Here is a 24,461-nt window from a genome sequence, read left to right on the forward strand (position 1 = left end):
AAATAAGCCTTCAACTTTATGACATGGGCGTGAGATTAGCTATAATGCGCAACAATTTTCTTAGCGTAAAAGTGACAATATGAATTCTCTGTTTGCCAGTACGGCCCGCGGGCTGGAAGAGCTGTTAAAAACTGAACTGGAAAAACTGGGCGCCGTAGGGTGTCAGGTTGTTCAGGGTGGGGTCCATTTTCAGGGCGACACGCGGCTTATTTACCAGAGCCTGATGTGGAGCCGCCTGGCCTCGCGTATTATCCTGCCGATGGGGGAGTGCAAGGTCTACAGCGATCTCGATCTTTACCTCGGCGTTCAGGCGATAAACTGGACAGAGATTTTTAATCCTGGCGCGACGTTTGCGGTGCATTTCAGCGGCCTGAACGACACCATCCGTAATAGTCAGTATGGCGCGATGAAAGTTAAAGACGCGATTGTCGATGCGTTTACGCGGAAAAATCTTCCGCGTCCAAATGTGGACCGCGAATCGCCGGACCTCCGTATTAACGTCTGGCTGAATAAAGAAACTGCCAGCATTGCGCTGGATCTCAGTGGTGATGGCCTGCACCTGCGCGGTTATCGCGATCGCACCGGGCTGGCGCCAATTAAAGAGACGCTGGCGGCAGCGATTGTTATGCGTTCCGGCTGGCAACCAGGTACGCCGCTGCTCGACCCTATGTGTGGTTCGGGGACACTGTTGATTGAGGCCGCGATGTGGGCGACCGATCGCGCGCCGGGCCTGCACCGTGGTCACTGGGGATTTAGCGGCTGGGCACAGCATGACGAAACTATCTGGCAGGAAGTGAAAGCCGAAGCGCAGACCCGGGCGCGTAAGGGGCTGGCGGAGTATTCCTCTCATTTCTACGGTTCCGACAGCGATGCGCGCGTCATTGAGCGGGCGCGCAGCAACGCCCGTCGCGCCGGTATCGGCGAGCTTATCACCTTTGAAGTGAAAGATGTGGCGCAACTGAGTAATCCATTGCCGAAAGGCCCGTATGGTACGGTGATCAGTAACCCGCCTTACGGCGAACGTCTGGACAGCGAACCGGCGCTGATTGCGTTGCACAGCCTGCTGGGCCGTACCATGAAAAATCAGTTTGGCGGCTGGAACCTGTCGCTGTTCAGCGCTTCGCCCGATCTGCTGGGCAGCCTGCAATTGCGTGCCGACAAACAGTTTAAAGCCAAGAATGGCCCGCTGGACTGTGTGCAGAAAAACTATCATATTGCGGAAACCACGGCGGACAGTAAGCCGGCGACGGTGGCGGAAGATTACGCTAATCGCCTGCGTAAAAATCTTAAAAAGCTGGAGAAATGGGCGCGCCAGGAAGGGATTGAATGCTATCGCTTGTATGATGCCGACCTGCCGGAATATAACGTGGCGGTAGACCGTTACGGCGACTGGGCGGTGATTCAGGAATATGCGCCGCCGAAAACGGTGGATGCGCAAAAAGCGCGGCAACGTCTGTTCGATATTATTGCGGCAACCTTGTCAGTGCTCGGTATTCCGCCGAATAAACTGGTGTTAAAAACCCGTGAACGGCAAAAAGGAAAAAACCAGTATCAGAAAATGAGCGAGAAGGGCGAGTTCCTTGAGGTCAGCGAATATAATGCGCGCTTATGGGTAAATCTGACGGATTATCTCGACACCGGTCTGTTCCTCGATCACCGTATTGCCCGCAGAATGCTGGGAGAAATGAGCAAAGGCAAAGATTTCCTGAATCTCTTTTCTTATACCGGCAGCGCCAGCGTACATGCGGGTCTGGGCGGCGCGCGCAGCACCACAACGGTGGATATGTCCCGTACCTATCTGGAGTGGGCCGAACGTAATTTGCGTCTGAACGGACTGAGCGGCCGCGCGCATCGCCTGATTCAGGCCGACTGCCTGGGCTGGCTGCGCGAGGCGAATGAACAGTTCGATTTGATCTTTATCGATCCGCCGACGTTCTCTAACTCAAAACGTATGGAAGAGTCGTTTGATGTTCAGCGCGATCATGTCGCGTTAATGAAAGATTTAAAACGCCTGCTGCGTAAAGGCGGCACCATCATGTTCTCAAATAATAAGCGCGGATTCCGTATGGATCTGGAAGGGCTGGCTGAGCTGGGGCTTACCGCACAAGAAATTACGCAAAAAACGCTTTCCCCGGATTTTGCCCGTAACCGTCAGATTCATAACTGCTGGCTGATCCGCGCCGCCTGAAAGGAAAAGTAAATGTCATTAATCAGTATGCATGGCGCATGGCTGTCGTTCAGCGACGCGCCGCTTCTCGATAACGCAGAGTTGCATATCGAAGATAACGAACGCGTCTGTCTGGTGGGGCGTAACGGCGCCGGGAAATCCACCTTGATGAAGATCCTCAACCGCGAACAGGGTCTGGACGATGGGCGTATTATTTATGAGCAGGATCTGATCGTCGCGCGTCTGCAACAGGACCCGCCCCGTAATATTGCGGGCAGCGTCTATGACTTTGTCGCCGAAGGTATCGAAGAACAAGCGGAATACCTCAAGCGCTATCATGAGATTTCCCGTCTGGTGATGACCGATCCCAGCGAGAAAAACCTCAATGAAATGGCGCGCGTACAGGAACAGCTCGATCATCATAATCTGTGGCAGCTGGAAAACCGTATTAATGAAGTGCTGGAGCAGCTTGGACTCGATCCTAATGCCGCGCTGTCGTCGCTCTCCGGCGGCTGGCTGCGTAAAGCCGCGCTGGGTCGGGCGCTGGTCAGCAATCCGCGCGTATTGTTACTGGATGAACCGACTAACCATCTGGATATCGAAACTATCGACTGGCTGGAAGGGTTTCTGAAAACCTTTAACGGAACGATTATTTTTATCTCTCACGATCGTTCGTTTATTCGCAATATGGCAACCCGCATTGTCGATCTCGATCGTGGCAAACTGGTCACCTATCCGGGAAATTACGATCAATACCTGCTGGAGAAAGAAGAAGCGCTGCGCGTAGAAGAATTACAAAACGCGGAATTTGATCGCAAACTGGCGCAGGAAGAAGTCTGGATTCGCCAGGGTATCAAGGCGCGCCGCACCCGTAATGAAGGGCGCGTGCGGGCGTTAAAAGCGATGCGTCGTGAACGCAGCGAGCGCCGGGAAGTGATGGGCACGGCGAAGATGCAGGTCGAAGAGGCGACGCGCTCCGGTAAAATCGTTTTTGAGATGGAAAACGTCGATTACCAGGTAGAAGGAAAACAACTGGTAAAAGATTTCTCCGCTCAGGTACAGCGCGGCGACAAGATTGCGTTAATTGGCCCGAACGGCTGCGGTAAAACCACGCTACTGAAACTGATGCTGGGACAGCTTCAGGCTGACAGCGGGCGCATCCACGTAGGAACGAAGCTGGAAGTCGCCTACTTCGATCAGCATCGCGCCGAACTGGATCCGGAAAAAACCGTGATGGATAACCTTGCGGAAGGCAAGCAAGAGGTGATGGTAAACGGTAAGCCGCGCCATGTACTGGGCTATTTGCAGGACTTCCTGTTTCACCCCAAACGGGCGATGACACCCGTCCGCGCGCTTTCCGGCGGCGAACGTAACCGTCTGCTGCTGGCACGACTGTTCCTCAAGCCGAGCAATCTTTTAATTCTCGATGAACCAACGAACGATCTTGACGTCGAAACGCTGGAACTATTAGAAGAATTAATTGATGGCTATCAGGGCACGGTACTACTGGTCAGCCACGATCGGCAATTTGTCGATAATACCGTGACGGAATGCTGGATTTTCGAGGGCGGCGGCAAAATCGGACGTTATATCGGCGGCTACCATGATGCGCGCGCGCAGCAAGAGCAGCATCTGGCGACGAAACAGCCGATGGCGAAAAAAAATGAGGAAGTTATTGCCCCTAAAGCAGAAATTGTAAAACGTGGCAGTAGCAAACTAAGCTATAAACTGCAGCGCGAGCTGGAGCAGTTACCCGGTCAGCTTGAAGACCTGGAAGCGAAGCTGGAAGCGCTACAGGCGCAGGTTGCGGATGCGGCCTTTTTTAGCCAACCCCATGAGCAAACGCAAAAAGTTCTGGCCGATTTAAGTCAGGCGGAGCAAGAACTTGAGCAAGCCTTCGAACGTTGGGAGTATCTTGAAGGCCTGAAAAACGGGGCATAACGAAAGGAGCGCCTATGTGTGAACATCACCATGCTGCGAAGCACATATTGTGCCCGCAATGCGACATGCTGGTGGCTTTACCCCGCCTCTCGCATGGGCAAAAAGCAGCATGTCCACGATGCGGCGCAACGTTAACGACCGAGTGGGACGCGCCCCGGCAGCGTCCTACCGCCTATGCGTTAGCGGCACTATTTATGTTGCTGCTTTCTAACCTTTTTCCCTTCGTGAATATGAATGTCGCGGGCGTCACCAGCGAAGTCACGCTTCTGGAAATCCCCGGCGTCATGTTTTCTGAAGATTACGCCAGCCTCGGCACGTTCTTTTTATTATTTGTCCAACTGGTGCCGGCATTTTGCCTGGTGACCATTCTATTACTTGTCAACCGCGCCAGTCTGCCGTTGTCGGTAAAAAAAACGCTGGCAAGGATCTTTTTCCTCCTCAAATCGTGGGGAATGGCGGAAATATTTCTCGCCGGGGTGTTGGTCAGTTTTGTTAAGCTGATGGCCTACGGCGATATCGGCATCGGCAGCAGTTTTATTCCCTGGTGCTTATTTTGTCTCGTTCAACTGCGGGCGTTCCAGTGTGTCGATCGCCGCTGGTTGTGGGATGATATCGCCCCGCAGCCTGCACTGGCGCAGCCGTTAACGCCGGGGATTACCGGTATCCGGCAGTCTTTGCGTTCTTGCGCCTGCTGTACGGCGATCCTGCCTGCGGAGAGTCTCGTCTGTCCGCGTTGCCATACGAAAGGCTATGTCCGGCGTAAAAACAGTTTGCAGTGGACGCTGGCGTTATTATTTACCTCGATCATGCTTTATCTGCCCGCCAATATTTTGCCGATTATGATTACTGACTTACTGGGCTCGAAAATGCCGTCGACCATTCTGGCTGGCGTGATTTTGCTGTGGAGCGAGGGGTCTTATCCGGTGGCGGCGGTTATCTTTCTCGCCAGTATTATGGTGCCGACGCTAAAAATGATCGCCATTGCCTGGCTTTGTTGGGATGCGAAAGGCCACGGTAAGCGCGACAGTGAACGGATGCATTTTATTTATGAAGTAGTGGAGTTTGTGGGGCGCTGGTCAATGATTGATGTCTTTGTCATTGCCGTACTCTCTGCGCTGGTGCGTATGGGAGGGTTAATGAATATTTATCCTGCGATGGGTGCGTTGATGTTTGCTTTAGTCGTCATAATGACAATGTTTTCTGCGATGACCTTTGATCCGCGTCTGTCGTGGGATCGTGAATACGAACCAGGCCATGAGGAGTCCTGATAGCATGGAACCTAAAAAAGGGGAAGCCAAAGTACAAAAGGTGAAAAATTGGTCGCCTGTCTGGATATTCCCGATTGTTACTGCGCTTATCGGAGCCTGGATTCTGTTTTATCACTACAGCCACCAGGGACCGGAAGTTACCTTAATTACCACCAATGCGGAAGGCATTGAAGGCGGAAAAACGACGATCAAAAGTCGCAGCGTGGATGTCGGCGTGGTTGAAAGCGCGACGCTGACTGACGATCTGACCCATGTACAAATCAAAGCGCGGCTTCATTCCGGTATGGAAAAGTTGCTGCATAAAGACTCGGTATTTTGGGTCGTAAAACCGCAGGTGGGGCGTGAAGGCATCAGCGGGCTTGGGACGCTGCTATCAGGCGCGTATATTGAACTACAACCAGGAAGTAAGGGCAGTCAGCCGGAAAGCTATCAGCTTCTTGACTCACCGCCGTTGGCGCCGCCCGATGCCAAAGGTATTCGTGTGATTCTGGACAGCAAAAAGGCCGGTCAGCTCAGTCCTGGCGATCCCGTTCTGTTCCGGGGTTATCGGGTAGGATCCGTTGAAACCAGCTCTTTCGATCCGCAAAAACGGACAATGAGTTATCAGTTGTTCATTAAGGCGCCAAACGATCGATTGGTCACCAGTAATGTCCGATTCTGGAAAGATAGCGGTATCGCTGTGGATCTGACATCGGCGGGAATGCGCGTGGAAATGGGATCGTTGACGACGTTGTTTGGCGGCGGCGTGAGTTTTGATGTGCCGGAAGGACTTGAGCAGGGGCAACCCGTCGCCGAAAAAACGGCTTTTAATCTCTACGACGATCAAAAAAGTATTCAGGATTCGCTGTATACCGATCATATCGATTACCTGATGTTCTTTAAAGATTCGGTGCGCGGATTACAACCCGGCGCGCCGCTGGAGTTCCGTGGTATTCGTCTGGGGACGGTAAGCAAAGTGCCTTTCTTTGCGTCTAAAATGCGCCAGGTATTTAATGATGATTACCGTATTCCTGTGCTGGTGCGCATTGAACCGGAGCGTCTGAAAGCGCAACTGGGAGAAAATGCGGATGTTGGCGCGCATTTGACGGAACTGCTTAAGCGCGGTTTACGCGCTTCGCTTAAAACCGGCAACCTGGTGACCGGGGCGCTGTATGTCGATCTGGACTTTTATCCTAAGGAGCCGCCGATCACCGGGCTACGCGAATTTGATGGTTATGAAATTATTCCCACCGTCAGCAGCGGCCTGGCGCAAATTCAACAGCGACTGGTGGAAACGTTGGATAAGATCAACAACCTGCCGCTGAATCCGATGATTGAACAAGCGACCAATACGCTGTCTGAAAGCCAGCGTACTATGCGTCGGCTGCAAACCACGCTGGATAATATGAACAAGATTACCTCCAGTCAGTCGATGCAGCAGCTTCCGGCGGATATGCAAACGACGTTACGCGAACTTAACCGCAGTATGCAGGGCTTCCAGCCTGGATCGGCGGCGTATAACAAAATGGTGGCGGATATGCAGCGTCTCGATCAGGTGCTTCGTGAGTTACAACCGGTGTTGAAAACTCTGAACGAGAAGAGCAACGCGCTGGTATTTGAAGCGAAGGATAAAAAAGATCCTGAGCCTAAGAGGGCGAAACAATGAAAAAATGGCTAGTCGTGATAATGGCGTTCTGGCTGGCGTCATGTAGTTCCGGCGGAGAAAATAAAAGCTATTATCAGCTCCCGATAGCGCAAAGCGGTGTGCAAAGCACCGCAAGCCAGGGCAACCGTCTCTTATGGGTAGAGCAGGTTTTCGTACCTGACTATCTGGCAGGTAACGGCGTGGTGTATCAAACCAGTGATGTCCAGTATGTGATTGCCAATAACAATTTGTGGGCCAGCCCGCTGGACCAGCAATTACGTAACACGCTGGTGGCGAATCTTAGCGCCCGGCTTCCTGGCTGGGTCGTCGCTTCCCAGCCGTTGGGAACCACCCAGGATACGTTGAACGTTACCGTAACCGGATTCCATGGACGTTACGATGGTAAGGTTATCGTCAGCGGGGAGTGGCTATTAAACCACAACGGACAACTGATTAAGCGGCCTTTCCATATCGAAGCCAGCCAGCAGAAAGATGGCTATGATGAGATGGTCAAAGTACTGGCAAGCGCATGGAGTCAGGAAGCAGCCGCTATCGCAGATGAGATAAAGCGCCTTCCCTGAGATAAAAGTAATGTAAATTTAACCGCTTCAGGTCGTGCGCCTGAGGCGGTTTTTTTATTTTTGACACCGGAAAAATAGTTGTTATGGCTCACATTTTTTGTACAAATGATTTACCGTATAGCTCACAAATATGACATTGGTGTGAATTTTGCGCATTGACGGGCGATCCATTTAGAGGTATTCGTGTAGTGTGATTGCACATTTTGTAATCACTGTTTTCTTTTCCACCAGATACAAATATGAGGGAAACGAGGCATGAAGAGACAAAAACGAGATCGCCTGGAACGGGCACATCAACGTGGATATCAGGCCGGCATCGCCGGACGATCAAAAGAAATGTGTCCCTATCAGACGCTGAATCAACGGTCATACTGGTTGGGAGGTTGGCGACAAGCCATGGAGGACAGGGCGGTAATGGCCTGATTCTGTCTCTTTAGAAAAAGAAACCTCCGCAGTGCGGAGGTTTCGCCTTTATTGGTTTTGCAAGCATGATACCGATAGCGCGGAATATCAATTCAACACTTAGAACGCGGAAGTATCCTGGAACAAACCGACTTTCAAATCGTGTGCGGTATAGATCAGACGACCATCCACCAGAACCTCACCGTCCGCCAGACCCATGATCAGGCGACGGTTTACGATACGTTTGAAATGAATGCGATAGGTGACTTTCCTGGCTGTCGGCAGAACCTGGCCGGTAAATTTCACTTCGCCCACGCCCAGAGCGCGGCCTTTGCCTTCGCCGCCCAACCAGCCCAGGTAGAATCCCACCAATTGCCACATAGCATCCAGACCCAGACAACCGGGCATCACCGGATCGCCGATAAAGTGGCATCCGAAGAACCATAGATCCGGATTGATATCCAGCTCGGCTTCGACATAGCCTTTGTCGAAATTGCCGCCCGTTTCGGTCATCTTAACGACGCGGTCCATCATCAGCATGTTCGGCGCAGGGAGTTGCGGCCCTTTAGCGCCAAACAGTTCACCACGACCAGAGGCAAGAAGGTCTTCTTTTGTATAGGATTCGCGTTTATCTACCATGTTTTATGTAAACCTTATTTTATTGAAGCACGCAGGATAGCTAACACGTGTACGCTGAACAAGTCCGATCAGTTCGGAATAAAAGCGTTCAGCCAACGTAATGGCCACGGGAAACGATGACGGCCTTCCTGTTGCGTCGCCTGCGCGATACGCTCCTGGATAGTCTGCATCAACGTCGTTTGACCTTCGCCATCCCACACCAGATTTAACAGTAACGGTAAGGCGTCGGTCACGTCGTCTACCGCCCAGATAGTGAACTTCTCTTCTTTAACCGCTTGCAGCAGTTCAGATTTAAGACTGAGATGGCGGACATTGGCGGCAGGGATAATCACGCCCTGTTTACCGTTTAATTCCCGCTGCTCGCAGATGGCGAAGAAACCTTCAATTTTTTCGTTTAGCCCACCCACCGGTTGCGCGCGACCAAACTGATCGACCGAGCCGGTAATCGCAATGTTTTGATTCACCGGCACATTGGCCAGCGCGCTGATGAGCGCACATAATTCCGCCATTGAGGCGCTATCGCCATCCACTTCGCTGTAGGACTGCTCAAAGGTTAACGAGGCAGAGAAGGGAATTTGTTGCTCCAGCTGCAACTCCGACATCAGGAAGGCCTGCATAATCATCATTCCCTTAGCGTGGATATTCCCGCCAAGTTCGGCCTTGCGCTCAATATCGTTAAATTCGCCATCGCCGATATGCACAACACAGCTAATTCGCGACGGTTCGCCAAAGGCGCGCGGATGCCCGGGAAACTCAATGACGGAAAGCGCATTGATTTGTCCAACGCGTTCGCCTTCGGTTTCAATCAGGATCTGCTCTTGCAGAATCTCATCCTGCATCCGCTCCGCCAGAAAGCCTTCTCGCCATTCGCGTCGGGCAAGCATCAGGCTGAGCGCTTCTGCGCCGCAGGTATCGCCTTCGCATAAAGGCGACGCCTCCTTAAACTGGCGGGCTATCCACAGTGGGCAAAGAGGCAGCGTATCCTGTTCGCCGGTATAGCGCACAGCCTCGCGTATCAGAACGGGCCAGGCGTCCGGAGCCGGAGGGGGCAAATTATCGCGTAAAGCGATACGCGTCACCCATTGACACCACAGGGTCATAGCTTCTGAGTCCGCTATCTGTAAATTGTCTTCAAATTCACTGTAGATAGCCTGTTCCGCGAGCTCCGGTTCCATCTCCTGAAAATCAGCCAGTGATTCACGTTCGCCAACCAGAATCACCTTCAGTTTGAGCGGCATGGATGGCACGGAGACCGGTAATGGACGCGACTCGTCAAAGGCCACCCAGTCAAAACGCTCGCGGCTAACGATGGCTTTCAGACGCATCCACAGTAACGGCTGCGCCAGAAGGGTTCGTAAGGAAATAATCAGCACGCCGCCGTTCGCCTGATGAACCAGTCCCGGCTGCAGGATAATGTCGCCGTTATACTGCCGCAGGCAACCAAAGAGCTGTTCGGCTTCGACCCAGTCCGCGCTGACGACTTGTGTGACGGTGGCAAAGTTGTCTTGCGCATTCTGCGCGGCGCGGTAATGAACAGTATGCCCGGAAACGTCATAATGTCCGCCGGTTAATTGTCCGGCATCGGTTTGCAGAGCGCGGACGGCATCTGAAAGTAAAGTGAGATACTCTTGCTCTTCAGGCGCTTTAGTCAGCATAAAAGAGGATGATGCCCACGGCTGTATAAGTTGCTCAAGCGCAAATTGCAGTCGTGGCTGAGTATCACTGAGTAAGGTGTCGTTTTCGTCAGTCGCGTGTGGCTGTGCAAATATCTCCTGATAGCTTTCGCTATCCGGAACCAGATCACGCCATGCAAGTTTCGTAATGGTCAAAGTTGAGGTTTTTTAGTCTGTTGTAAAAGGGGGGATTATAGCCTAACCCGTCACGCTGCACACGCGGAAAGCGAATGCAAAGTAATATGAAGACGTGTAACCATTCACAGGTTCGAGATTCTTTTCTTCAGATGGCTAAAAAACTGATATTCTGATAACAGTTACACGGTAACATTGGGATCGCAATGAAATATCAACAACTTGAAAATCTTGAAAGCGGTTGGAAATGGAAATATCTGGTGAAAAAGCATCGCGAAGGGGAGTTGATCACCCGCTACGTGGAAGCCAGTGCTGCCCAGGAAGCCGTCAATTTGTTGTTGGCCCTCGAAAATGAACCGGTGCGGGTAAATGTCTGGATAGACAGGCATATGAATCCTGCCTTGCTTAATCGGATGAAACAAACCATTCGGGCAAGACGCAAACGACACTTCAATGCGGAACATCAGCATACGCGCAAAAAATCTATCGATTTAGAGTTTATGGTCTGGCAGCGTCTGGCGGGCCTTGCGCAGCGACGCGGTAAAACATTATCCGAAACGATAGTGCAACTGATAGAAGACGCGGAGCATAAAGAGAAATATGCCACGCAAATGACCACGTTAAAGCAGGATTTACAGGCGTTATTAGGCAAGAAGTAACGCTGAAAGGCGTTGTCATCCAGACCAGAGCAAAAAACCCCGCGACGCGGGGTTTTTTATCAGACGGAAACTTAAGCCTGCGGCTGAGTTACCACGTCTTTAACGCCTTTAACTTCGATCTCTACGCGACGATCCGGAGCCAGGCAATCGATCAGGGCAGCGCGAGGTTTCACGTTGTCACAGGTGTTGCCGGTAACCGGGTTAGATTCGCCCATACCACGTGCGGAGATTTTGTCAGACGGAATACCTTTGGAGATCAGGTAATCAACAACAGACTGAGCACGTTTCTCGGACAGACCCTGGTTGTAAGCGTCAGAACCGATACGGTCAGTGAAGCCCAGAACGACAACGGAACCGTCTTTCGGATCCAGGTTGCTCAGCTGGCTGTACAGCTGATCCAGAGCCTGCTGGCCTTCCGGCTTCAGGGTAGATTTGTTGAAGTTGAACAGTACGTCAGACTTCAGAGTGAAGTGCTTGGTCTGTACTTCCGGAGCCGGTGCCGGTGCCGGAGCGACTACCGGAGCAGCTTCTTGCTGGCCGAAACGGTAGGAAACACCTACGCTCAGCAGGCCGTTGTCCGGACGGGTGCCGATGGTGTTGGCATCACCGATGTTGTTAGTCCACTGGTATTCCAGACGGGTTGCGATTTCAGGGGTGATGGCATACTCGATACCGCCCGCGAATACCGGGGAAACGCCGGTGTCGTGGTCTTTAGTAGACGGGCCGCCAGGGACGTTAGACTTGGTGTCTGCACGCCATACCATACCACCCAGACGGGTATAAACGTCCAGATCGTCAGTGATTGGATAACCCAGTTTAGCGGTCAACTGAACGCCCTGAGCTTTATAAGCGCCATTGATGTTGTCGCCTTTGTACGGCATACGGCCTAACCAGTCGTAGCCCATTTCAAAGCCAACGTACGGGTTAACCTGGTAACCACCAAAAGCACCTGCGCCCAGTTGGTTTTCATGAGTCGGGCCATCATTGTTAATGAAGCCGGTGTCATGGTACTGAGACCAGCCCAGTTTAGCACCAGCGTACCAGGTGTTATCTTTCGGAGCGGCCTGCGCTACGGTAGCGAAACCAGCCAGTGCCACTGCAATCGCGATAGCTGTCTTTTTCATTTTTTGCGCCTCGTTATCATCCAAAATACGCCATGAATATCTCCAACGAGATAACACGGTTAAATCCTTCACCGGGGGATCTGCTCAATAGTTACTCTACCGATATCTACGGCTTATGCTGAGCACCCCTGGCGATGTAAAGTCTACAACGTAGTTGGAAACTTACAAGTGTGAACTCCGTCAGACATGTGAAAAAAACATGACGGATATACACATCATTTAACAGTTTCAGATGATAAATCGTACAGCAAAAATTGCGGAAACCGCTTCTGACAAGCGTTCTCGCAAAAAAAACGTTAGCACTCAAAGGAGATACGTTCGCGTAAAAAAAAGTCCAGGATAAATCCTAATTTTACTTAATGATACAAATTAGAGTGAATTTTTAGCCCGGAATGCTGTCTCCTGGGTAAAGCGTGCGCACGTACAGGGCGCATGATAAACCCTACCGCATTACCTACCTTCGCTGCTTCAACCAGGCAGGCATGTTCTTCTTCTGTCAGTTCTTCAGTCATCCAACCAATTACCACGCTGTAATTTCCTGTACGCAAAGCGCGGATCATCGACTCCAGCGTATGAGGAGGCGCAAGCTGGCTAATTTGCATCACTTTCGTTAATGGCAAACCTGAAGACTGTACCCATTCACGGCTGAGCTTTTGCTGCGGCGTGAGCCAGAGCTGCCAGCGTGATTGTTGGCCTAACTGACGGAGTAAAGGCAAAAGCAGGAGTTGCGCCATCATGGGCTGGTCTTCGTGGTAGACAACTTCACTGACCAGTCCTGCCGCGGCATTTTCCGTAGCGGTGCGCGCAGCGTTGTGGGTAGTGGTAGGAAATGACGAAGAACGATTTGCATAACCTGAAGTGTACATAATCAATCCAGCCCTGTGAGTTACTGTATATTCATACAGTACCCCTGTAGCGATGAAAGATCAACTCTATTTTCGGAAACTGTCTCGCAATTTTTATTCTTAGTGGCGTCAAAAATAAAAATCATCTTGCTCGCGGAGTATAAGTTGCCTATTTTCGTCATTAACGGATCCGTTACTGCAAATCATTCTTTTACTTTATGATTTAAAAGGAATTTTATGAGAGCACTCTCTTATGACAGGATCTATAAATCGCAAGAATATTTGGCCTCTTTGGGGACGATCCAATATCGATCTTTATTCGGTAGCTATAGTCTGACCGTGGAGGATACCGTCTTTGCGATGGTGGCTAATGGCGAGCTTTATCTCCGCGCCTGTGAAGAAAGTGTACCCTACTGTGTGAAGCATCCTCCCGCCTGGCTCATGTTTATGAAATGTGGACGTCCCGTTATGCTCAACTATTACCGGGTGGATGAAAGCCTGTGGCGCGATCAGCAGCAGCTGGTGCGTTTATCGAAGTATTCTCTTGACGCGGCAATGAAGGAAAAACACAGCCGTATTTTACAGCACAGACTCAAAGATCTCCCCAATATGACCTTCCATCTGGAAACATTGCTCAATGAGTCAGGGATAAAGGACGAAAATATGTTACGCATATTGGGCGCGAAAATGTGCTGGCTAAGGTTGCGACAAAGCAATCCCTTGCTGACGGTGAAAGTGTTGTATGCCCTGGAAGGCGCAATTGTCGGCGTACATGAAGCGGCGCTCCCGGCGAGTCGTCGCCAGGAGCTTGCCGACTGGGCTCATTCGCTTACGGCTGGGTAATTAATGTAGAAGTCGGCGGTGAAATTTGCCGTTGCAAGCGTCCAATCTCGGGCAGTAAGGCAATGAGCAAACCAATTTGTTGAACAACCAGAGGTTCTTTGCTGTCCGGACGTGTTTCCAGTGACTGAACTCGCTGCTTTAAACCCTCCAGCGCCTGGTGTACGCGCTGTTCGTCTTCAGGTTGATGATGAAGCGCATCATCAACGTAGCAGACCGCGTCATCCAGAAGCCCCAACACGTCCGGATTACTGAGCTTTTCGCGGTGCGCGCCGAGGGCGGAGATATAGCTGGTAAAAGTGTGATTGAGGCAAAGCAGCCTGAACGCCGCCTCCCGGGTTTCAGCCGTGACGTCGGGTTCGCTCGACATATTAGAAACCACGGATGCCAGTTCTGCATCGCGGTTGTGCGCGTCGCGTCTGGCAATGCGATAGGCCAGGCGGTTATCCCGTCCCTGGTGATATTGCTCAAGGATCGCATCAAGGTAGCGGCAATTAGCATCGGTGGCGCGCTGGAGTACCCGGGGAAGGTTACGAAAGCGCCAGTCCGGCCAAATAAAGCTGACCGCAGCCCAGGCGATAGCGCAGCCAATTAACGTGTCGACGACGCGCGGTAACGCTACCTCAAAGCCTTCGCCCAGGAGGTTAAAGCAGAGTAATACCAGCAGGGTGATGAACATCGTCGCATGGGCATACTGCACATTACGGAATGCGAAGAAAAGCACGCCGGTAATCACCAGCAGAACTAACTGTCCTTCAAGCGAAGGGACAAACCATAAAATCGGCAGGCCGATCGCAACGCCTACCAACGTACCGATAATCCTGAGCGCAAGGCGATGGCGGGTCGCGTTATAGTTAGGCTGACAAACGAACAGGCTGGTGAGCAATATCCAGTACCCGTGGCGCATCCCGGTAATTTGGATGAGAGCATAACCGATGCACAATACCAGTGACATGCGTACCGCATGGCGAAAGAGAGCGGACTCCGGGGTAAAATTACGGCTCAGACGCAGCCAGATGTCGCTAAACCCGTGCAGGCTATCATCAGCCAACTGGTTTTCTGACTCATTGCGCGGCATTGCCTGGGCCTGCTCCGACTCGATCGTCGCCAGTTGCGCATCAATGGCGCGTAGGTTGGTTAATAAGAACCCAAGCGTATTTAACAGCTCTAAAGAAGCGCCGCTGGCGCGCATACGTTCAAGCGCGGCGTCAATGTGGGTAAAGACGCGTTCAAAACGCGGATCATGCTGGTACGGCGTACGCAGTAAGATACAGCGCGCCAGCTGCGTACAGGCCTGCGCCTGCATCGACATCAGACGCTGAAAGCGGAACATGACGTCGCTATGGCGAAAATAATCGCGCAGCGTCTGGTATTGAATATGCGAAGAACTGGCGCGTTCATGAATATCCTGCGCCACAAAATAGTAATGGAGGGTGCGGCGCGTACCGCGTTGACCGCGATCGCCGCGCAGGCGAGTCAACAACGACACTTTCGTTTGGTTCAGCGTCGCCATTAACTGCCCGTTCGCTAACGCTAAATCATAGAGCGGCGCCTGGCTTTCATCTTCAATATCAGGATCAAACAGACGTGATTTCAGTTCCAGATAGTGCGCTAACTGTTCGTAACTGCGTGCCAGATTATCCTGCAACGGACGGATCGGAAATAGCAGATGCCCGGTTAGCGTCAGTAGGTTATACCATACTGCGCCTGCCAGCAGGAGCAGTGGTTGTTGATACCAGTGATCGTATAGAGAGGTACCCAGCATCGTATAGATGGCAATGAGTAACGCGCCGAACGCGATGGTGGCATAGCGTTGCCCCAGTCCTCCCAACAGAATAAACCCGCTGGTGGATAACGTTAAGCCCAACGCAAATAGCCACGGCCAGGGAAAGAGTAGCTCCACAGAAGCCGACGCGATAAAAAAGCAAATTAAGGTAATGATTAAATTACGCAAACGTCCGGCAAGGCGGTCGTCGAGATCGGTTAGCGCCGCGGCAACCATACCGAGCGTGAGCGGGATGGTCAGTTTGACGTCGCCCAGCCACCAGGGCAGGGCGGTGGTGCCGCACAGAGCGATAAAAATGCGGATGTAATACAGCCAGGTACTGTTCCAGGTATAACGGCGAATCAACGGACTTAACATAAAGGCTATTTGTCCCGATCATTCAAAACGGCGGCGCGCGTTAGCTTCTCGCGCGGCGCGAGCGGTTTCTACAGAGACGACGCGGCGACCGACAGGCCAAAGCGCAATCGCGGCAATTTTAAAGTTCGCAATACCGACAGGTATCCCGATGATAGTGACACACTGCGCGATACCGGAGGCAATATGCATCAGGCATAGCCACCAGCCGAAAAAAAGTAACCAGAAAATATTCAGCACGGTACCGCCAGTATTCATTAATACGCTTTTCGCCGCCGGATTAAGTTCGTCAACGTGAATGGCTTCATTACCGTAAGGGAACAGGGACAGTTTGGTTATCTCCCAGCAGGAGCGGGTCAACGGCAGGGTAAAAATAAGCACAATACTGACCAGCGTCGCCAGCAGCCAGGCCAGCGTAGTGGCAAAGCCGCCCAGTACAAAGTTTAAAATATTCAGAACGGTACGCATAAACCCTCAGTTCATTCCGGTTTTCTATCACTGCGGGCAATTGTAACGTTTTTTTAGACTGGAGCACGTTTTCTCTGGCGGTTACACTGATAAGCACATCTTTACGTCTGGATTCGCTGAGTCATGGAACTGAAAGCAACTTCTCTTGGAAAACGTCTGGCGCAACACCCGTATGATCGTGCCGAGATCCTCAACGCTGGGGTGAAAGTGTCTGGCGACAGGCATGAATATCTTATTCCATTCAATCAGTTATTGGCGATTCACTGTAAGCGTGGGCTGGTATGGGGCGAGCTGGAGTTTGTCCTGCCGGAGGATAAAGTCGTGCGTTTGCACGGTACCGAGTGGTCGGAAACCCAGCAATTCCATCGCTATCTGGACGCGCACTGGCGTCGCTGGAGCCAGGAGATGAGTGATGTCGCCGCGCAGGCATTACAGGAGCAATGGGCGCGTATTAGTGAGCGAACGGGCGAAAACCAATGGCTTACCCGTGAACGCGTTCGGGGGCTGGAACACGAAATTCGCCAGACGTTTGCCGCCTTGCCGCTGCCGGTCTCACGTCTGGAGGAGTTTGCTCACTGTCGCGAGATATGGCGTAAGTGTCTGGCCTGGTTACAGGATAGCGAGGGAAGTCGGCAGCAGCATAATCAGGCGTATGCTGATGCCATGCTGGAAGCGCATGCCGACTTTTTTACGCAGATAGAATCTTCTCCGCTTAATCCTTCCCAGGCCAGGGCGGTGGTTAACGGGGAATCATCGTTACTGGTACTGGCGGGCGCGGGAAGCGGCAAAACCTCGGTGCTGGTGGCGCGCGCGGGTTGGCTGTTGGCGCGCGGACAAGCCGATGCGGGGCAAATTCTTTTACTGGCGTTTGGTCGCAAGGCGGCAGAAGAGATGGATGAGCGTATCCGCGAGCGCTTACATACGGAAGAGATTACTGCCCGTACGTTCCATTCGCTGGCGCTGTATATTATTCAGCAAGGCAGTAAAAAAGCGCCGGTTGTCAGTAAGCTGGAAAGTGACGCCACCGCGCGGCATCAGCTATTTCTGCGCACCTGGCGTCAGCAGTGTAGCGAGAAAAAAGCGCAGGCCAAAGGCTGGCGTCATTGGCTGGAAGAGGAGATGCAGTGGGTAGTGCCGGAAGGTAATTTCTGGGACGATGAGACATTGCAGCGGCGTCTGGCCCCTCGCCTGGATCGTTGGGTCAGTTTGATGCGTATGCACGGCGGCGCGCAGGCAGAAATGATCGCTGGCGCGCCAGAGGAGTGCCGCGAGCTGTTTGGCAAACGCATTAAGCTGATGGCGCCGCTGCTAAAGGCCTGGAAAAGCGCGTTGAAAGCGGAAAATGCCGTTGATTTCTCCGGGCTGATCCATCAGGCAATGGTGATCCTCGAAAAAGGGCGTTTTATCAGCCCGTGGAAGCATATTCTGGTCGATGAATTTCAGGATATTTCCCCGCAACGGGCGGCGCTGTTAGAGGCGCTGCGCAAGCAGAATAGCCAGACTACGCTGTTTGCCGTTGGCGATGACTGGCAGGCGATTTACCGTTTTAGCGGGGCGCAGCTCTCCTTAACGACGGCGTTTCATCAGACGTTCGGCGAGGGCGAGCATTGCCACCTGGACACCACGTACCGCTTTAACAGTCGGATTGGCGATATTGCCAATCGCTTTGTACAGCAGAATCCGCACCAGCTTAAAAAACCGTTAAATAGTCTGACCCCAGGCGATAAAAAAGCGGTGACGTTATTGGATGAAAGCCAGTTGGACGCGTTACTGGATAAATTATCCGGCTATGCGAAGGAAGATGAACGGATCCTGGTGCTGGCGCGCTATCATCATCTGAAACCCGCGAGTCTACAAAAAGCGGCGACTCGCTGGCCGAAGTTACAGATAGACTTCATGACTATCCATGCCAGCAAAGGCCAACAGGCCGATTACGTGATTCTTGTCGGATTGCAGGAGGGTAACGACGGTTTCCCCGCCCCGGCGCGAGAATCCATTATGGAAAGTGCGCTTCTTCCTCAGGTTGAGGATTTTCCGGACGCTGAAGAGCGGCGTTTGTTATATGTGGCGTTGACGCGCGCGCGTGCGCGGGTCTGGCTGCTTTTCAATAAAGATAATCCCTCGCGCTTTGTGGAGGCGCTTAAACAGCTGGATGTGCCAGTGGCGAGGAAGCCCTAAAGCGCGGGCGGTACAGCATCCCGCCCGCGTAGCGGTTATTTCAGGCGCTCGGCCAGATAACGCGCATAATCCGGAATAAGAATATCTACAGCGTCATTAAAATGCGGGGACTGGATGATAAAGTCCGCCGTTGAGACGTTAGTGGCGACAGGGATATTCCATACGGTGGCCAGACGCAGTAGCGCTTTGACATCGGGGTCGTGCGGTACCGCGTTAAGCGGGTCCCAGAAGAATATCAACACGTCGATTTTCCCTTCTGAAATGAGCGCGCCAACCTGCTGGTCGCCGCCCATCGGGCCGCTCAGCATCGCATTAACGTCCATACCGGTTGCGCGCTGGATCAGATTCCCCGTGGTGCCGGTTGCATAAAGAACGTGTTTTTCCAGCAACGGCTGATGGCGTTCCACCCAGTTCATTAACATCTGTTTGCAGTGGTCGTGAGCAACCAACGCGATATGTTTGCGCGTCGGCAAGGTGCGAGTCGTCAGTTCCATAATTCGATTCCGTAGTTAACCTGTCTACAGATTACTGGAAGCGCTTGATGCTGCAAGAGAAAGACAAAAAAATTGCGCGCTGGGACAACTCATATCAAGAGGGCGGCTGTTTTTCCGCCCATTGCAGAAAATGATGGCGTGTCTGCGGGTCGGCCAGTCGGAACCAATATTTCAGCCGCTGTTCTGTCAGAGTTTGTGATTGCGGCGGTACGGTATCAAGCTCTGAGACGTCGGAAAGTAATGTGCTGTCGTCTGCCATCATCGTGGCGAACTGAGGAAGCGAGGCGCGTTTCGCCGATTTATTATAACGCTCGGTCTCTATTTCATAATCGACCACTTTAGCCGTAGAAGTAATGGCCAGAATATCGAGTTTTACCGGAATGGGCATGGCGTCGCCGTCCAAAAGCGCCAGACGCGGCGCCGCGTTAAAATGCGAGGCTTCGCGCTCGTTTTCCAGCCGCGGGAGCTGGAAATTGACCTGACTTATCAGTTGGGTATCGAAACTTATCACCAGCGGCGGAGAAATATAAAGCCGTTCTTCATTACCGGGCAGGCGGATGGTTTTTTCCACCCGGAAAACGAGTTGATGCGGCCCGTTTTCCAGTTCAATGCTCTCTGCGCCGCGTAATAAAGAGCTGGACACCTTTTTGCCGTCCAGCACCAGCAGATCAACCTCATTAGACAAACGGAGCGTTGTGGCAAAAACAGTCACCGGCAAACAGAGAGCAAGGAAGGTGGCTAGCGCGCCGGTTTTCATAAGGTTCTCCTGTCCAAAGGCCGTCTGGCTAATAATGTATCGAAATTTTTCTTAGATCATGTTTACTAACATATAGACATATTTTGGCGTTTTGCTCTCATACATCGGTATGGGATGAATGGTTGCTATGTCAGGTTTGTCGTACACTTTGCAAAACAGCCAGGAGAAAGATGATGAAAGAGACCGATATTGCTGATGTTTTGACGTCCACTCGCACTATCGCGCTGGTAGGTGCGAGCGATAAACCCGATCGTCCAAGTTATCGGGTAATGAAATACCTGCTTGAACAGGGCTACCATGTGATTCCGGTTGCGCCAAAAGTCGCGGGTAAGACATTGCTGGGGCAACAGGGGTATGCCACGCTGGCGGATATTCCCGAAAAAGTCGATATGGTGGATGTTTTTCGCAACTCTGAAGCTGCATGGGGCGTCGCGCAGGAAGCTATCGCCATCGGCGCAAAAACGCTGTGGCTACAGCTTGGCGTGATCAACGAACAGGCGGCGGTACTGGCGCGGGATGCAGGCATGACCGTGGTGATGGATCGCTGCCCGGCGATTGAGATCCCTCGCCTGGGGCTGGCGAAATAAAAGTTTAAGTGGCCGGATATCGCTCTCCGGCCTTTTACATACAATCAGTTACGTAGTCGCGGCGCCTGAAGCTGCTTGCGAATGGTACGCGCCAGTTCATCCATCGATGGCTGTTCTGGATGCTCGTCCCGCATTTCGCTTCGCAACTGGGCCTCGGCCAGATAAGTATGCACTGGCTGACCATCATCATCTTCCATTACCACGTGGTACCACGGAGCGGCGCGAAGTTCGTCGTTAACCGCCAGTTCATCAGGCGACGGTTCATCAAGCGAATATTCCGGGTCGATATCGACGACCACTCCGAGGTAACCTAACAGGGAATGGCGGACCTGTTGGCCGATACCGAATTTGCTGGCTATCATAGTCACCTCCCGGGAAATAGATACCCTTTATATGAGGATACTATTCCACTTTTCAAGTTACATGACGCGACAGGCAAACCCTTTCAGATACAGCCCTTCCGGGTAGGTGGCGATCACCGGGTGATCGGCGGCCTGACGGAACTGCTCTATAAATTGTACATCACGACCGGCATCTATTGCGGCATCGGCAATGATTTTCTGAAATAAATCGCTGGTCATCAGTCCGGAGCAAGAGAATGTCAGCAGTATGCCGCCCGGATTGAGCAGTTGAATCGCTAACATGTTAATGTCTTTATAGCCCCGGCAGGCGCCCATTAACTGGCTTTTATTTTCAACGAATTTGGGCGGGTCCATGATGATGACGTCGAATTTTTCGCCGTGTTCACGGTAAGCGCGCAGCAACTTAAACACGTCGTCGCGCACGAATTCGGCTTTGCTCAAGTCCAGTTGGTTCAGTTCAACGTTTTGCCTGGCGATATCCAGCGCATCCTGTGAGGTATCCACGCTGACAACCTGGCGACAACCGCCCATTAACGCCGACACGGCAAAACCGCCGGTATAAGAGAAGCAGTTCAGTACCCGCTGATTTTCCACGTAGCGGCGCGTCGCCAGACGACTGTCGCGCTGATCAAGATAATAACCGGTTTTGTGGCCGCCCTGGATATCGACCAGCAATTTCATACCGTGTTCTTCAATTGGCAGAAGCGCAGGCGGCAGTTCGCCAGTGACCGGGCCTTGCGTCAGCGCCATCCCTTCTTTTTTCCGCACGGCGACGTCGCTGCGATCGTAAATAGCGCAATCCGGATAGCATGTTTGCAGCGCGCTAATTAATGCGGCGCGTTGATATTCGGCCCCGGCGCTGAGCAGTTGCAGCACCAAAAAATGGCCAAAACGATCGATAGTGACGCCAGGCAGGCCATCGGACTCACCGGCGATCAGACGATAGCTATCCAGGCCGTCTTTTTTCGCCAGCCAGTCGCGCCACTGCTGCGCTTGGCGCAGGCGGCGGGTGAAAAACGCAATATCAATGGATTCTGCTTTATCAAATGTCCAGACGCGCGCGCGGATCTGGGATGCTGGCGACCAGGCGCCGCGTGCTAACCACTTTCCCTGATGGTCGACGATATCGATAGTTTCACCGAGGTTGGCTTTGCCTTCCAGGCGGGAGACGGCGCCGGAAAAGACCCATGGGTGGCGGCGGAGTAAAGATTTTTCTCGCCCTTTGCTGAGGACTAAACGGGGATATTGCGGAAATGTAGATTCAGTCATGCGGAGTAACCTCTCACAAACAGTGACGCGAGCCGGATAATAGCTCCAGCCAGGGACCGTGAAAACGAAATGGCGCGTAGGGTAGCACAGATAAGAGGGGCAATCACCAGCGTATGGTGGTGAGCGTTTCTGCACAAAATAGAATCGTAAAGGCACAGTTTCTTCAGCGGGCGCTTTTTATAGTGTTATTTCTTTATATGAAGAAGGAAATACAATGAAAACAGTCTTCTCTTTGACCGCAGCCGCAATGATGGCATTAAGTGGCAGCGTATCTGCCGCGTCGGCGTTTAGCCTCAGTAGCGCGGATATTCCGGCGGATTTTCGTTTAACGCAACAGCACGTCTTTAAAGGATTTGGTTGTAGCGGAGAAAATATTTCGCCGCAGCTGAGCTGGCGCAATTCGCCTGCCGGAACCAAAAGCTACGCTATTACCGTCTTCGATCCTGATGCGCCCACCGGAAGCGGCTGGTGGCACTGGACGATGGTGAATATTCCTGCGCAGATTCACGACCTGCCGACGGGGGCTGATAAAAAAACGTTACCCGCTGGAGTGGTGCAGGGACGGAATGATTTCGGTTATGCTGGCTTTGGCGGCGCCTGTCCGCCGCCGGGCGATAAGCCTCATCGCTATCAGTTTACTGTGTGGGCGCTGAATACGGCAACACTGCCGCTCGACAGTGAGTCGAGTGGCGCGTTGGTAGGGTTTATGCTTAACGCGCATGTGATTGCGAAAGCACAATTCACGGCCACATACGGAAGATAAAACAGAGGACGGCACGGTGCAGGAGATGCATATTCGACATCAGGATCTTACGACGGCAGAGGTGCGTTCCAGTCATCTGCACCGTTTGCATCGTGTTACGCTTTTTTCCGCCGCTATCTGCCATATTACGCAGGGCAGTAAAGTCATCATTCAGGATGATAGCCGCCTTGTCGCCGGGTCGGGCGAGTTGATTATTATTCCGGCGAACACGCCGCTGGAGATTATTAATCAGCCTGCGCAGAACGGTTTTCGCTCCGACCTGTTGTTACTTTCACCGGAGATTATTGCTCGCTTTAAAACGATGTACGTTCAGGATTATCCACCGGCAAACCTGACATCGCTGTGTACGCCGATGAGCCGTAGCCTGACATTTATGTGGGAGAACGTGTTGGATGCTGTGCGCCAGGGTTTACCCGTTGGGCTACAGGAACATCAGGCGATGGGGTTACTGTTAGCGCTTTTGCATGATGGCGCGGCAGGACCGCTGCTTATTGAACGGCGTTACACCCTCACGGAGCAGGTGCGGCAACTGATTATGCTCTCGCCTGCTAAGCTATGGACAGCCCAGGAGATAGCCCGCCGTCTTGCTATGGGAACATCGACGCTGCGTCGGCGTTTGCAGCGCGAATCGCAGAGTTATCGACAAATTGTTGAAGAGGTGCGCATGTCCTGCGCGCTTTCTCAACTGCAATCGACGACGCTGCCGATCGGCGAAATAGCGCTACGGTGCGGTTACCTGTCGGGGTCGCGGTTTACGGCCAGATTCCGCCAACATTATGGGTGTCTGCCCAGTCAGGTACGTTAAGTATGTCCTGTATGAGCCTCCGCCACTGATTATGAAAGGAGAACCATCATGTCGAACGTCTGCATTATCGCCTGGGTTTATGGTCGCGTTCAGGGAGTCGGGTTTCGCTATACCACGCAGCATGAGGCGCAGCGGCTGGGGTTAACCGGCTATGCGAAGAATATGGATGACGGAAGCGTAGAAGTAGTGGCCTGTGGCGACGCGGCGCAGGTGGAAAAACTCATCAAGTGGCTGAAAGAGGGCGGGCCGCGCTCTGCTCGTGTGGACAAAATCCTCACTGAACCGCACAGCCCTCGCGAGACGCTAACAGGCTTCAGTATTCGGTATTAAATACACTTTACCGGTTTGGGCAGACCGGCGATTTTGGTCGCTTGCTTTGCCGGGCCTTTCGGGAACAGACGATACAGATAACGGCTGTTGCCTTTTTCTTCGCCGAACTTATTCGCCATCGCTTTTACCAGCATTCGGATGGCGGGAGAGGTATTAAACTCCAGGTAAAATTCGCGCACGAAGCGCACGACTTCCCAGTGTTCCGCAGAGAGCTCAATGCCTTCATTGGCGGCGATAGCGACTGCCAGCGTTTCACTCCACTGCGTCGTCTCTTTCAGATAGCCTTCGCTATCAGTACTGATTTCTTTACCTTCAAAGATCAACATAACGTTTCACTGCGTAATCAACACGGACGGCAGTGTAGCAAAAAATAAAGCCCTGCATAAGCAGGGCTGGAAGAGGGGAAAGTC

At 52.4% G+C, this 24,461-nt stretch carries 24 protein-coding genes; 13 read left to right on the forward strand and 11 right to left on the reverse strand.

The genetic code is table 11. The features are described 5' to 3' along the window. The first annotated feature begins 79 nt into the window (after positions 1-79). The 6 genes from rlmKL to rmf all read left to right on the forward strand — a co-directional run bounded on the left by rlmKL (position 80) and on the right by rmf (position 8,004). Positions 80-2,188 carry a bifunctional 23S rRNA (guanine(2069)-N(7))-methyltransferase RlmK/23S rRNA (guanine(2445)-N(2))-methyltransferase RlmL gene (gene rlmKL, locus ACLJQJ_RS03860; RefSeq protein WP_001086485.1) on the forward strand — a complete coding sequence of 703 codons (2,109 nt, stop codon included), beginning with the start codon at positions 80-82 and terminating at the stop codon, positions 2,186-2,188. Between the two features lie 12 nt (positions 2,189-2,200). Then, positions 2,201-4,108, forward strand: a complete 1,908-nt coding sequence (locus ACLJQJ_RS03865; RefSeq protein WP_000053051.1) for an ABC transporter ATP-binding protein — start codon at positions 2,201-2,203, stop codon at positions 4,106-4,108. Positions 4,109-4,122: 14 nt separating this feature from the next. Next, positions 4,123-5,376 (forward strand): membrane integrity-associated transporter subunit PqiA, encoded by a 1,254-nt coding sequence (gene pqiA, locus ACLJQJ_RS03870; protein ID WP_000333152.1) that lies wholly within the window; start codon positions 4,123-4,125, stop codon positions 5,374-5,376. Between the two features lie 4 nt (positions 5,377-5,380). Further along, positions 5,381-7,021 carry an intermembrane transport protein PqiB gene (pqiB, locus tag ACLJQJ_RS03875; RefSeq protein WP_000433414.1) on the forward strand — a complete coding sequence of 547 codons (1,641 nt, stop codon included), beginning with the start codon at positions 5,381-5,383 and terminating at the stop codon, positions 7,019-7,021. Beyond that, on the forward strand, positions 7,018-7,581 hold the full coding sequence (gene pqiC, locus ACLJQJ_RS03880; protein WP_063809328.1) for a membrane integrity-associated transporter subunit PqiC: 564 nt from the start codon (positions 7,018-7,020) through the stop codon (positions 7,579-7,581). The genes pqiB and pqiC overlap by 4 nt, the downstream gene beginning before the upstream one ends. Positions 7,582-7,836: 255 nt before the next feature. Beyond that, the gene (rmf, locus tag ACLJQJ_RS03885) at positions 7,837-8,004 is read left to right on the forward strand and encodes a ribosome modulation factor (RefSeq protein ID WP_001537784.1); all 168 of its coding nucleotides are present in this window, start codon (positions 7,837-7,839) and stop codon (positions 8,002-8,004) included. 99 nt (positions 8,005-8,103) lie between these two features. Here rmf and fabA read toward each other — a convergent pair whose 3' ends face one another. Both fabA and ACLJQJ_RS03895 read right to left on the reverse strand, forming a co-directional pair. Then, positions 8,104-8,622: a bifunctional 3-hydroxydecanoyl-ACP dehydratase/trans-2-decenoyl-ACP isomerase gene (gene fabA, locus ACLJQJ_RS03890; RefSeq protein ID WP_000227928.1), complete on the reverse strand. Its 519-nt coding sequence runs from the start codon at positions 8,620-8,622 to the stop codon at positions 8,104-8,106. A 68-nt stretch (positions 8,623-8,690) separates the two neighbouring features. After that, positions 8,691-10,451 carry a Lon protease family protein gene (locus ACLJQJ_RS03895; protein ID WP_063809327.1) on the reverse strand — a complete coding sequence of 587 codons (1,761 nt, stop codon included), beginning with the start codon at positions 10,449-10,451 and terminating at the stop codon, positions 8,691-8,693. A 185-nt stretch (positions 10,452-10,636) separates the two neighbouring features. Here ACLJQJ_RS03895 and matP point away from each other — a divergent pair, with 185 nt between their 5' ends. Then, complete coding sequence (gene matP / locus ACLJQJ_RS03900) at positions 10,637-11,089, forward strand: macrodomain Ter protein MatP (RefSeq protein ID WP_000877172.1); 453 nt, start codon at positions 10,637-10,639, stop codon at positions 11,087-11,089. A 71-nt stretch (positions 11,090-11,160) separates the two neighbouring features. Here matP and ompA read toward each other — a convergent pair whose 3' ends face one another. Both ompA and sulA read right to left on the reverse strand, forming a co-directional pair. After that, the gene (gene ompA / locus ACLJQJ_RS03905; RefSeq protein WP_001670727.1) at positions 11,161-12,213 is read right to left on the reverse strand and encodes a porin OmpA; all 1,053 of its coding nucleotides are present in this window, start codon (positions 12,211-12,213) and stop codon (positions 11,161-11,163) included. Positions 12,214-12,569: 356 nt separating this feature from the next. After that, positions 12,570-13,079: an SOS-induced cell division inhibitor SulA gene (gene sulA / locus ACLJQJ_RS03910; RefSeq protein ID WP_063809326.1), complete on the reverse strand. Its 510-nt coding sequence runs from the start codon at positions 13,077-13,079 to the stop codon at positions 12,570-12,572. A gap of 216 nt (positions 13,080-13,295) precedes the next feature. Between sulA and ACLJQJ_RS03915 the strand changes: the two genes are divergently transcribed. Continuing rightward, the gene (locus tag ACLJQJ_RS03915) at positions 13,296-13,901 is read left to right on the forward strand and encodes a TfoX/Sxy family DNA transformation protein (RefSeq protein WP_001202375.1); all 606 of its coding nucleotides are present in this window, start codon (positions 13,296-13,298) and stop codon (positions 13,899-13,901) included. Here ACLJQJ_RS03915 and yccS read toward each other — a convergent pair. Both yccS and ACLJQJ_RS03925 read right to left on the reverse strand, forming a co-directional pair. Next, on the reverse strand, positions 13,888-16,041 hold the full coding sequence (yccS, locus tag ACLJQJ_RS03920) for a YccS family putative transporter (RefSeq protein WP_000950881.1): 2,154 nt from the start codon (positions 16,039-16,041) through the stop codon (positions 13,888-13,890). The genes ACLJQJ_RS03915 and yccS overlap by 14 nt on opposite strands. Before the next feature lie 18 nt (positions 16,042-16,059). Beyond that, entirely contained in the window at positions 16,060-16,506 is a 447-nt protein-coding gene (locus tag ACLJQJ_RS03925) for a YccF domain-containing protein (protein ID WP_023243628.1), read from the reverse strand. A 123-nt stretch (positions 16,507-16,629) separates the two neighbouring features. Here ACLJQJ_RS03925 and helD point away from each other — a divergent pair, with 123 nt between their 5' ends. Continuing rightward, the gene (helD, locus tag ACLJQJ_RS03930; protein ID WP_063809325.1) at positions 16,630-18,684 is read left to right on the forward strand and encodes a DNA helicase IV; all 2,055 of its coding nucleotides are present in this window, start codon (positions 16,630-16,632) and stop codon (positions 18,682-18,684) included. Between the two features lie 35 nt (positions 18,685-18,719). Here helD and mgsA read toward each other — a convergent pair whose 3' ends face one another. Both mgsA and ACLJQJ_RS03940 read right to left on the reverse strand, forming a co-directional pair. Next, positions 18,720-19,178, reverse strand: coding sequence for a methylglyoxal synthase (gene mgsA / locus ACLJQJ_RS03935; RefSeq protein WP_000424187.1), 459 nt, complete (start codon positions 19,176-19,178; stop codon positions 18,720-18,722). Between the two features lie 94 nt (positions 19,179-19,272). After that, positions 19,273-19,935, reverse strand: a complete 663-nt coding sequence (locus ACLJQJ_RS03940; protein ID WP_000847719.1) for a DUF2057 family protein — start codon at positions 19,933-19,935, stop codon at positions 19,273-19,275. 173 nt (positions 19,936-20,108) lie between these two features. Here ACLJQJ_RS03940 and ACLJQJ_RS03945 point away from each other — a divergent pair, with 173 nt between their 5' ends. Continuing rightward, the gene (locus ACLJQJ_RS03945) at positions 20,109-20,522 is read left to right on the forward strand and encodes a CoA-binding protein (protein WP_001537782.1); all 414 of its coding nucleotides are present in this window, start codon (positions 20,109-20,111) and stop codon (positions 20,520-20,522) included. 44 nt (positions 20,523-20,566) lie between these two features. Here the strand turns inward: ACLJQJ_RS03945 and hspQ are convergent, their stop codons facing one another. Then, positions 20,567-20,884, reverse strand: coding sequence for a heat shock protein HspQ (hspQ, locus tag ACLJQJ_RS03950; RefSeq protein ID WP_000561983.1), 318 nt, complete (start codon positions 20,882-20,884; stop codon positions 20,567-20,569). 57 nt (positions 20,885-20,941) lie between these two features. Continuing rightward, complete coding sequence (rlmI, locus tag ACLJQJ_RS03955) at positions 20,942-22,153, reverse strand: 23S rRNA (cytosine(1962)-C(5))-methyltransferase RlmI (RefSeq protein ID WP_000140480.1); 1,212 nt, start codon at positions 22,151-22,153, stop codon at positions 20,942-20,944. 214 nt (positions 22,154-22,367) lie between these two features. Here rlmI and ACLJQJ_RS03960 point away from each other — a divergent pair, with 214 nt between their 5' ends. Genes ACLJQJ_RS03960 through yccX form a run of 3 tightly spaced genes read left to right on the forward strand, consistent with a single transcriptional unit; the run spans position 22,368 to position 24,051 of the window. Then, on the forward strand, positions 22,368-22,916 hold the full coding sequence (locus tag ACLJQJ_RS03960) for a YbhB/YbcL family Raf kinase inhibitor-like protein (protein WP_024158869.1): 549 nt from the start codon (positions 22,368-22,370) through the stop codon (positions 22,914-22,916). Positions 22,917-22,941: 25 nt separating this feature from the next. Further along, the gene (locus ACLJQJ_RS03965; RefSeq protein WP_023215819.1) at positions 22,942-23,721 is read left to right on the forward strand and encodes an AraC family transcriptional regulator; all 780 of its coding nucleotides are present in this window, start codon (positions 22,942-22,944) and stop codon (positions 23,719-23,721) included. Between the two features lie 48 nt (positions 23,722-23,769). Continuing rightward, a complete protein-coding gene (gene yccX / locus ACLJQJ_RS03970) occupies positions 23,770-24,051 on the forward strand; it encodes an acylphosphatase (protein WP_000072884.1) in 282 nt (93 codons plus the stop codon). Here yccX and tusE read toward each other — a convergent pair. Beyond that, positions 24,048-24,377, reverse strand: coding sequence for a sulfurtransferase TusE (gene tusE, locus ACLJQJ_RS03975; RefSeq protein ID WP_000904449.1), 330 nt, complete (start codon positions 24,375-24,377; stop codon positions 24,048-24,050). The two genes, yccX and tusE, sit on opposite strands and share 4 nt — an antisense overlap. Positions 24,378-24,461 lie beyond the last annotated feature (84 nt).

This window comes from Salmonella sp. SAL04202 (genome assembly GCF_046550775.1).
Classification (GTDB): Bacteria; Pseudomonadota; Gammaproteobacteria; order Enterobacterales; family Enterobacteriaceae; genus Salmonella; species Salmonella enterica.

Coding starts and splice junctions, on each gene's coding strand:
- ompA (WP_001670727.1), bottom strand. CDS start 12,213: ATGAAAAAGACAGCTATCGCGATTGCAGTGGCACTGGCTGGTTTCGCT.
- helD (WP_063809325.1), top strand. CDS start 16,630: ATGGAACTGAAAGCAACTTCTCTTGGAAAACGTCTGGCGCAACACCCG.
- mgsA (WP_000424187.1), bottom strand. CDS start 19,178: ATGGAACTGACGACTCGCACCTTGCCGACGCGCAAACATATCGCGTTG.
- ACLJQJ_RS03945 (WP_001537782.1), top strand. CDS start 20,109: ATGAAAGAGACCGATATTGCTGATGTTTTGACGTCCACTCGCACTATC.
- rmf (WP_001537784.1), top strand. CDS start 7,837: ATGAAGAGACAAAAACGAGATCGCCTGGAACGGGCACATCAACGTGGA.
- rlmKL (WP_001086485.1), top strand. CDS start 80: ATGAATTCTCTGTTTGCCAGTACGGCCCGCGGGCTGGAAGAGCTGTTA.
- matP (WP_000877172.1), top strand. CDS start 10,637: ATGAAATATCAACAACTTGAAAATCTTGAAAGCGGTTGGAAATGGAAA.
- pqiB (WP_000433414.1), top strand. CDS start 5,381: ATGGAACCTAAAAAAGGGGAAGCCAAAGTACAAAAGGTGAAAAATTGG.
- rlmI (WP_000140480.1), bottom strand. CDS start 22,153: ATGACTGAATCTACATTTCCGCAATATCCCCGTTTAGTCCTCAGCAAA.
- yccS (WP_000950881.1), bottom strand. CDS start 16,041: ATGTTAAGTCCGTTGATTCGCCGTTATACCTGGAACAGTACCTGGCTG.
- hspQ (WP_000561983.1), bottom strand. CDS start 20,884: ATGATAGCCAGCAAATTCGGTATCGGCCAACAGGTCCGCCATTCCCTG.
- pqiA (WP_000333152.1), top strand. CDS start 4,123: ATGTGTGAACATCACCATGCTGCGAAGCACATATTGTGCCCGCAATGC.
- ACLJQJ_RS03965 (WP_023215819.1), top strand. CDS start 22,942: ATGCATATTCGACATCAGGATCTTACGACGGCAGAGGTGCGTTCCAGT.
- ACLJQJ_RS03865 (WP_000053051.1), top strand. CDS start 2,201: ATGTCATTAATCAGTATGCATGGCGCATGGCTGTCGTTCAGCGACGCG.
- ACLJQJ_RS03915 (WP_001202375.1), top strand. CDS start 13,296: ATGAGAGCACTCTCTTATGACAGGATCTATAAATCGCAAGAATATTTG.
- ACLJQJ_RS03940 (WP_000847719.1), bottom strand. CDS start 19,935: ATGAAAACCGGCGCGCTAGCCACCTTCCTTGCTCTCTGTTTGCCGGTG.
- ACLJQJ_RS03925 (WP_023243628.1), bottom strand. CDS start 16,506: ATGCGTACCGTTCTGAATATTTTAAACTTTGTACTGGGCGGCTTTGCC.
- fabA (WP_000227928.1), bottom strand. CDS start 8,622: ATGGTAGATAAACGCGAATCCTATACAAAAGAAGACCTTCTTGCCTCT.
- pqiC (WP_063809328.1), top strand. CDS start 7,018: ATGAAAAAATGGCTAGTCGTGATAATGGCGTTCTGGCTGGCGTCATGT.
- tusE (WP_000904449.1), bottom strand. CDS start 24,377: ATGTTGATCTTTGAAGGTAAAGAAATCAGTACTGATAGCGAAGGCTAT.
- ACLJQJ_RS03960 (WP_024158869.1), top strand. CDS start 22,368: ATGAAAACAGTCTTCTCTTTGACCGCAGCCGCAATGATGGCATTAAGT.
- yccX (WP_000072884.1), top strand. CDS start 23,770: ATGTCGAACGTCTGCATTATCGCCTGGGTTTATGGTCGCGTTCAGGGA.
- sulA (WP_063809326.1), bottom strand. CDS start 13,079: ATGTACACTTCAGGTTATGCAAATCGTTCTTCGTCATTTCCTACCACT.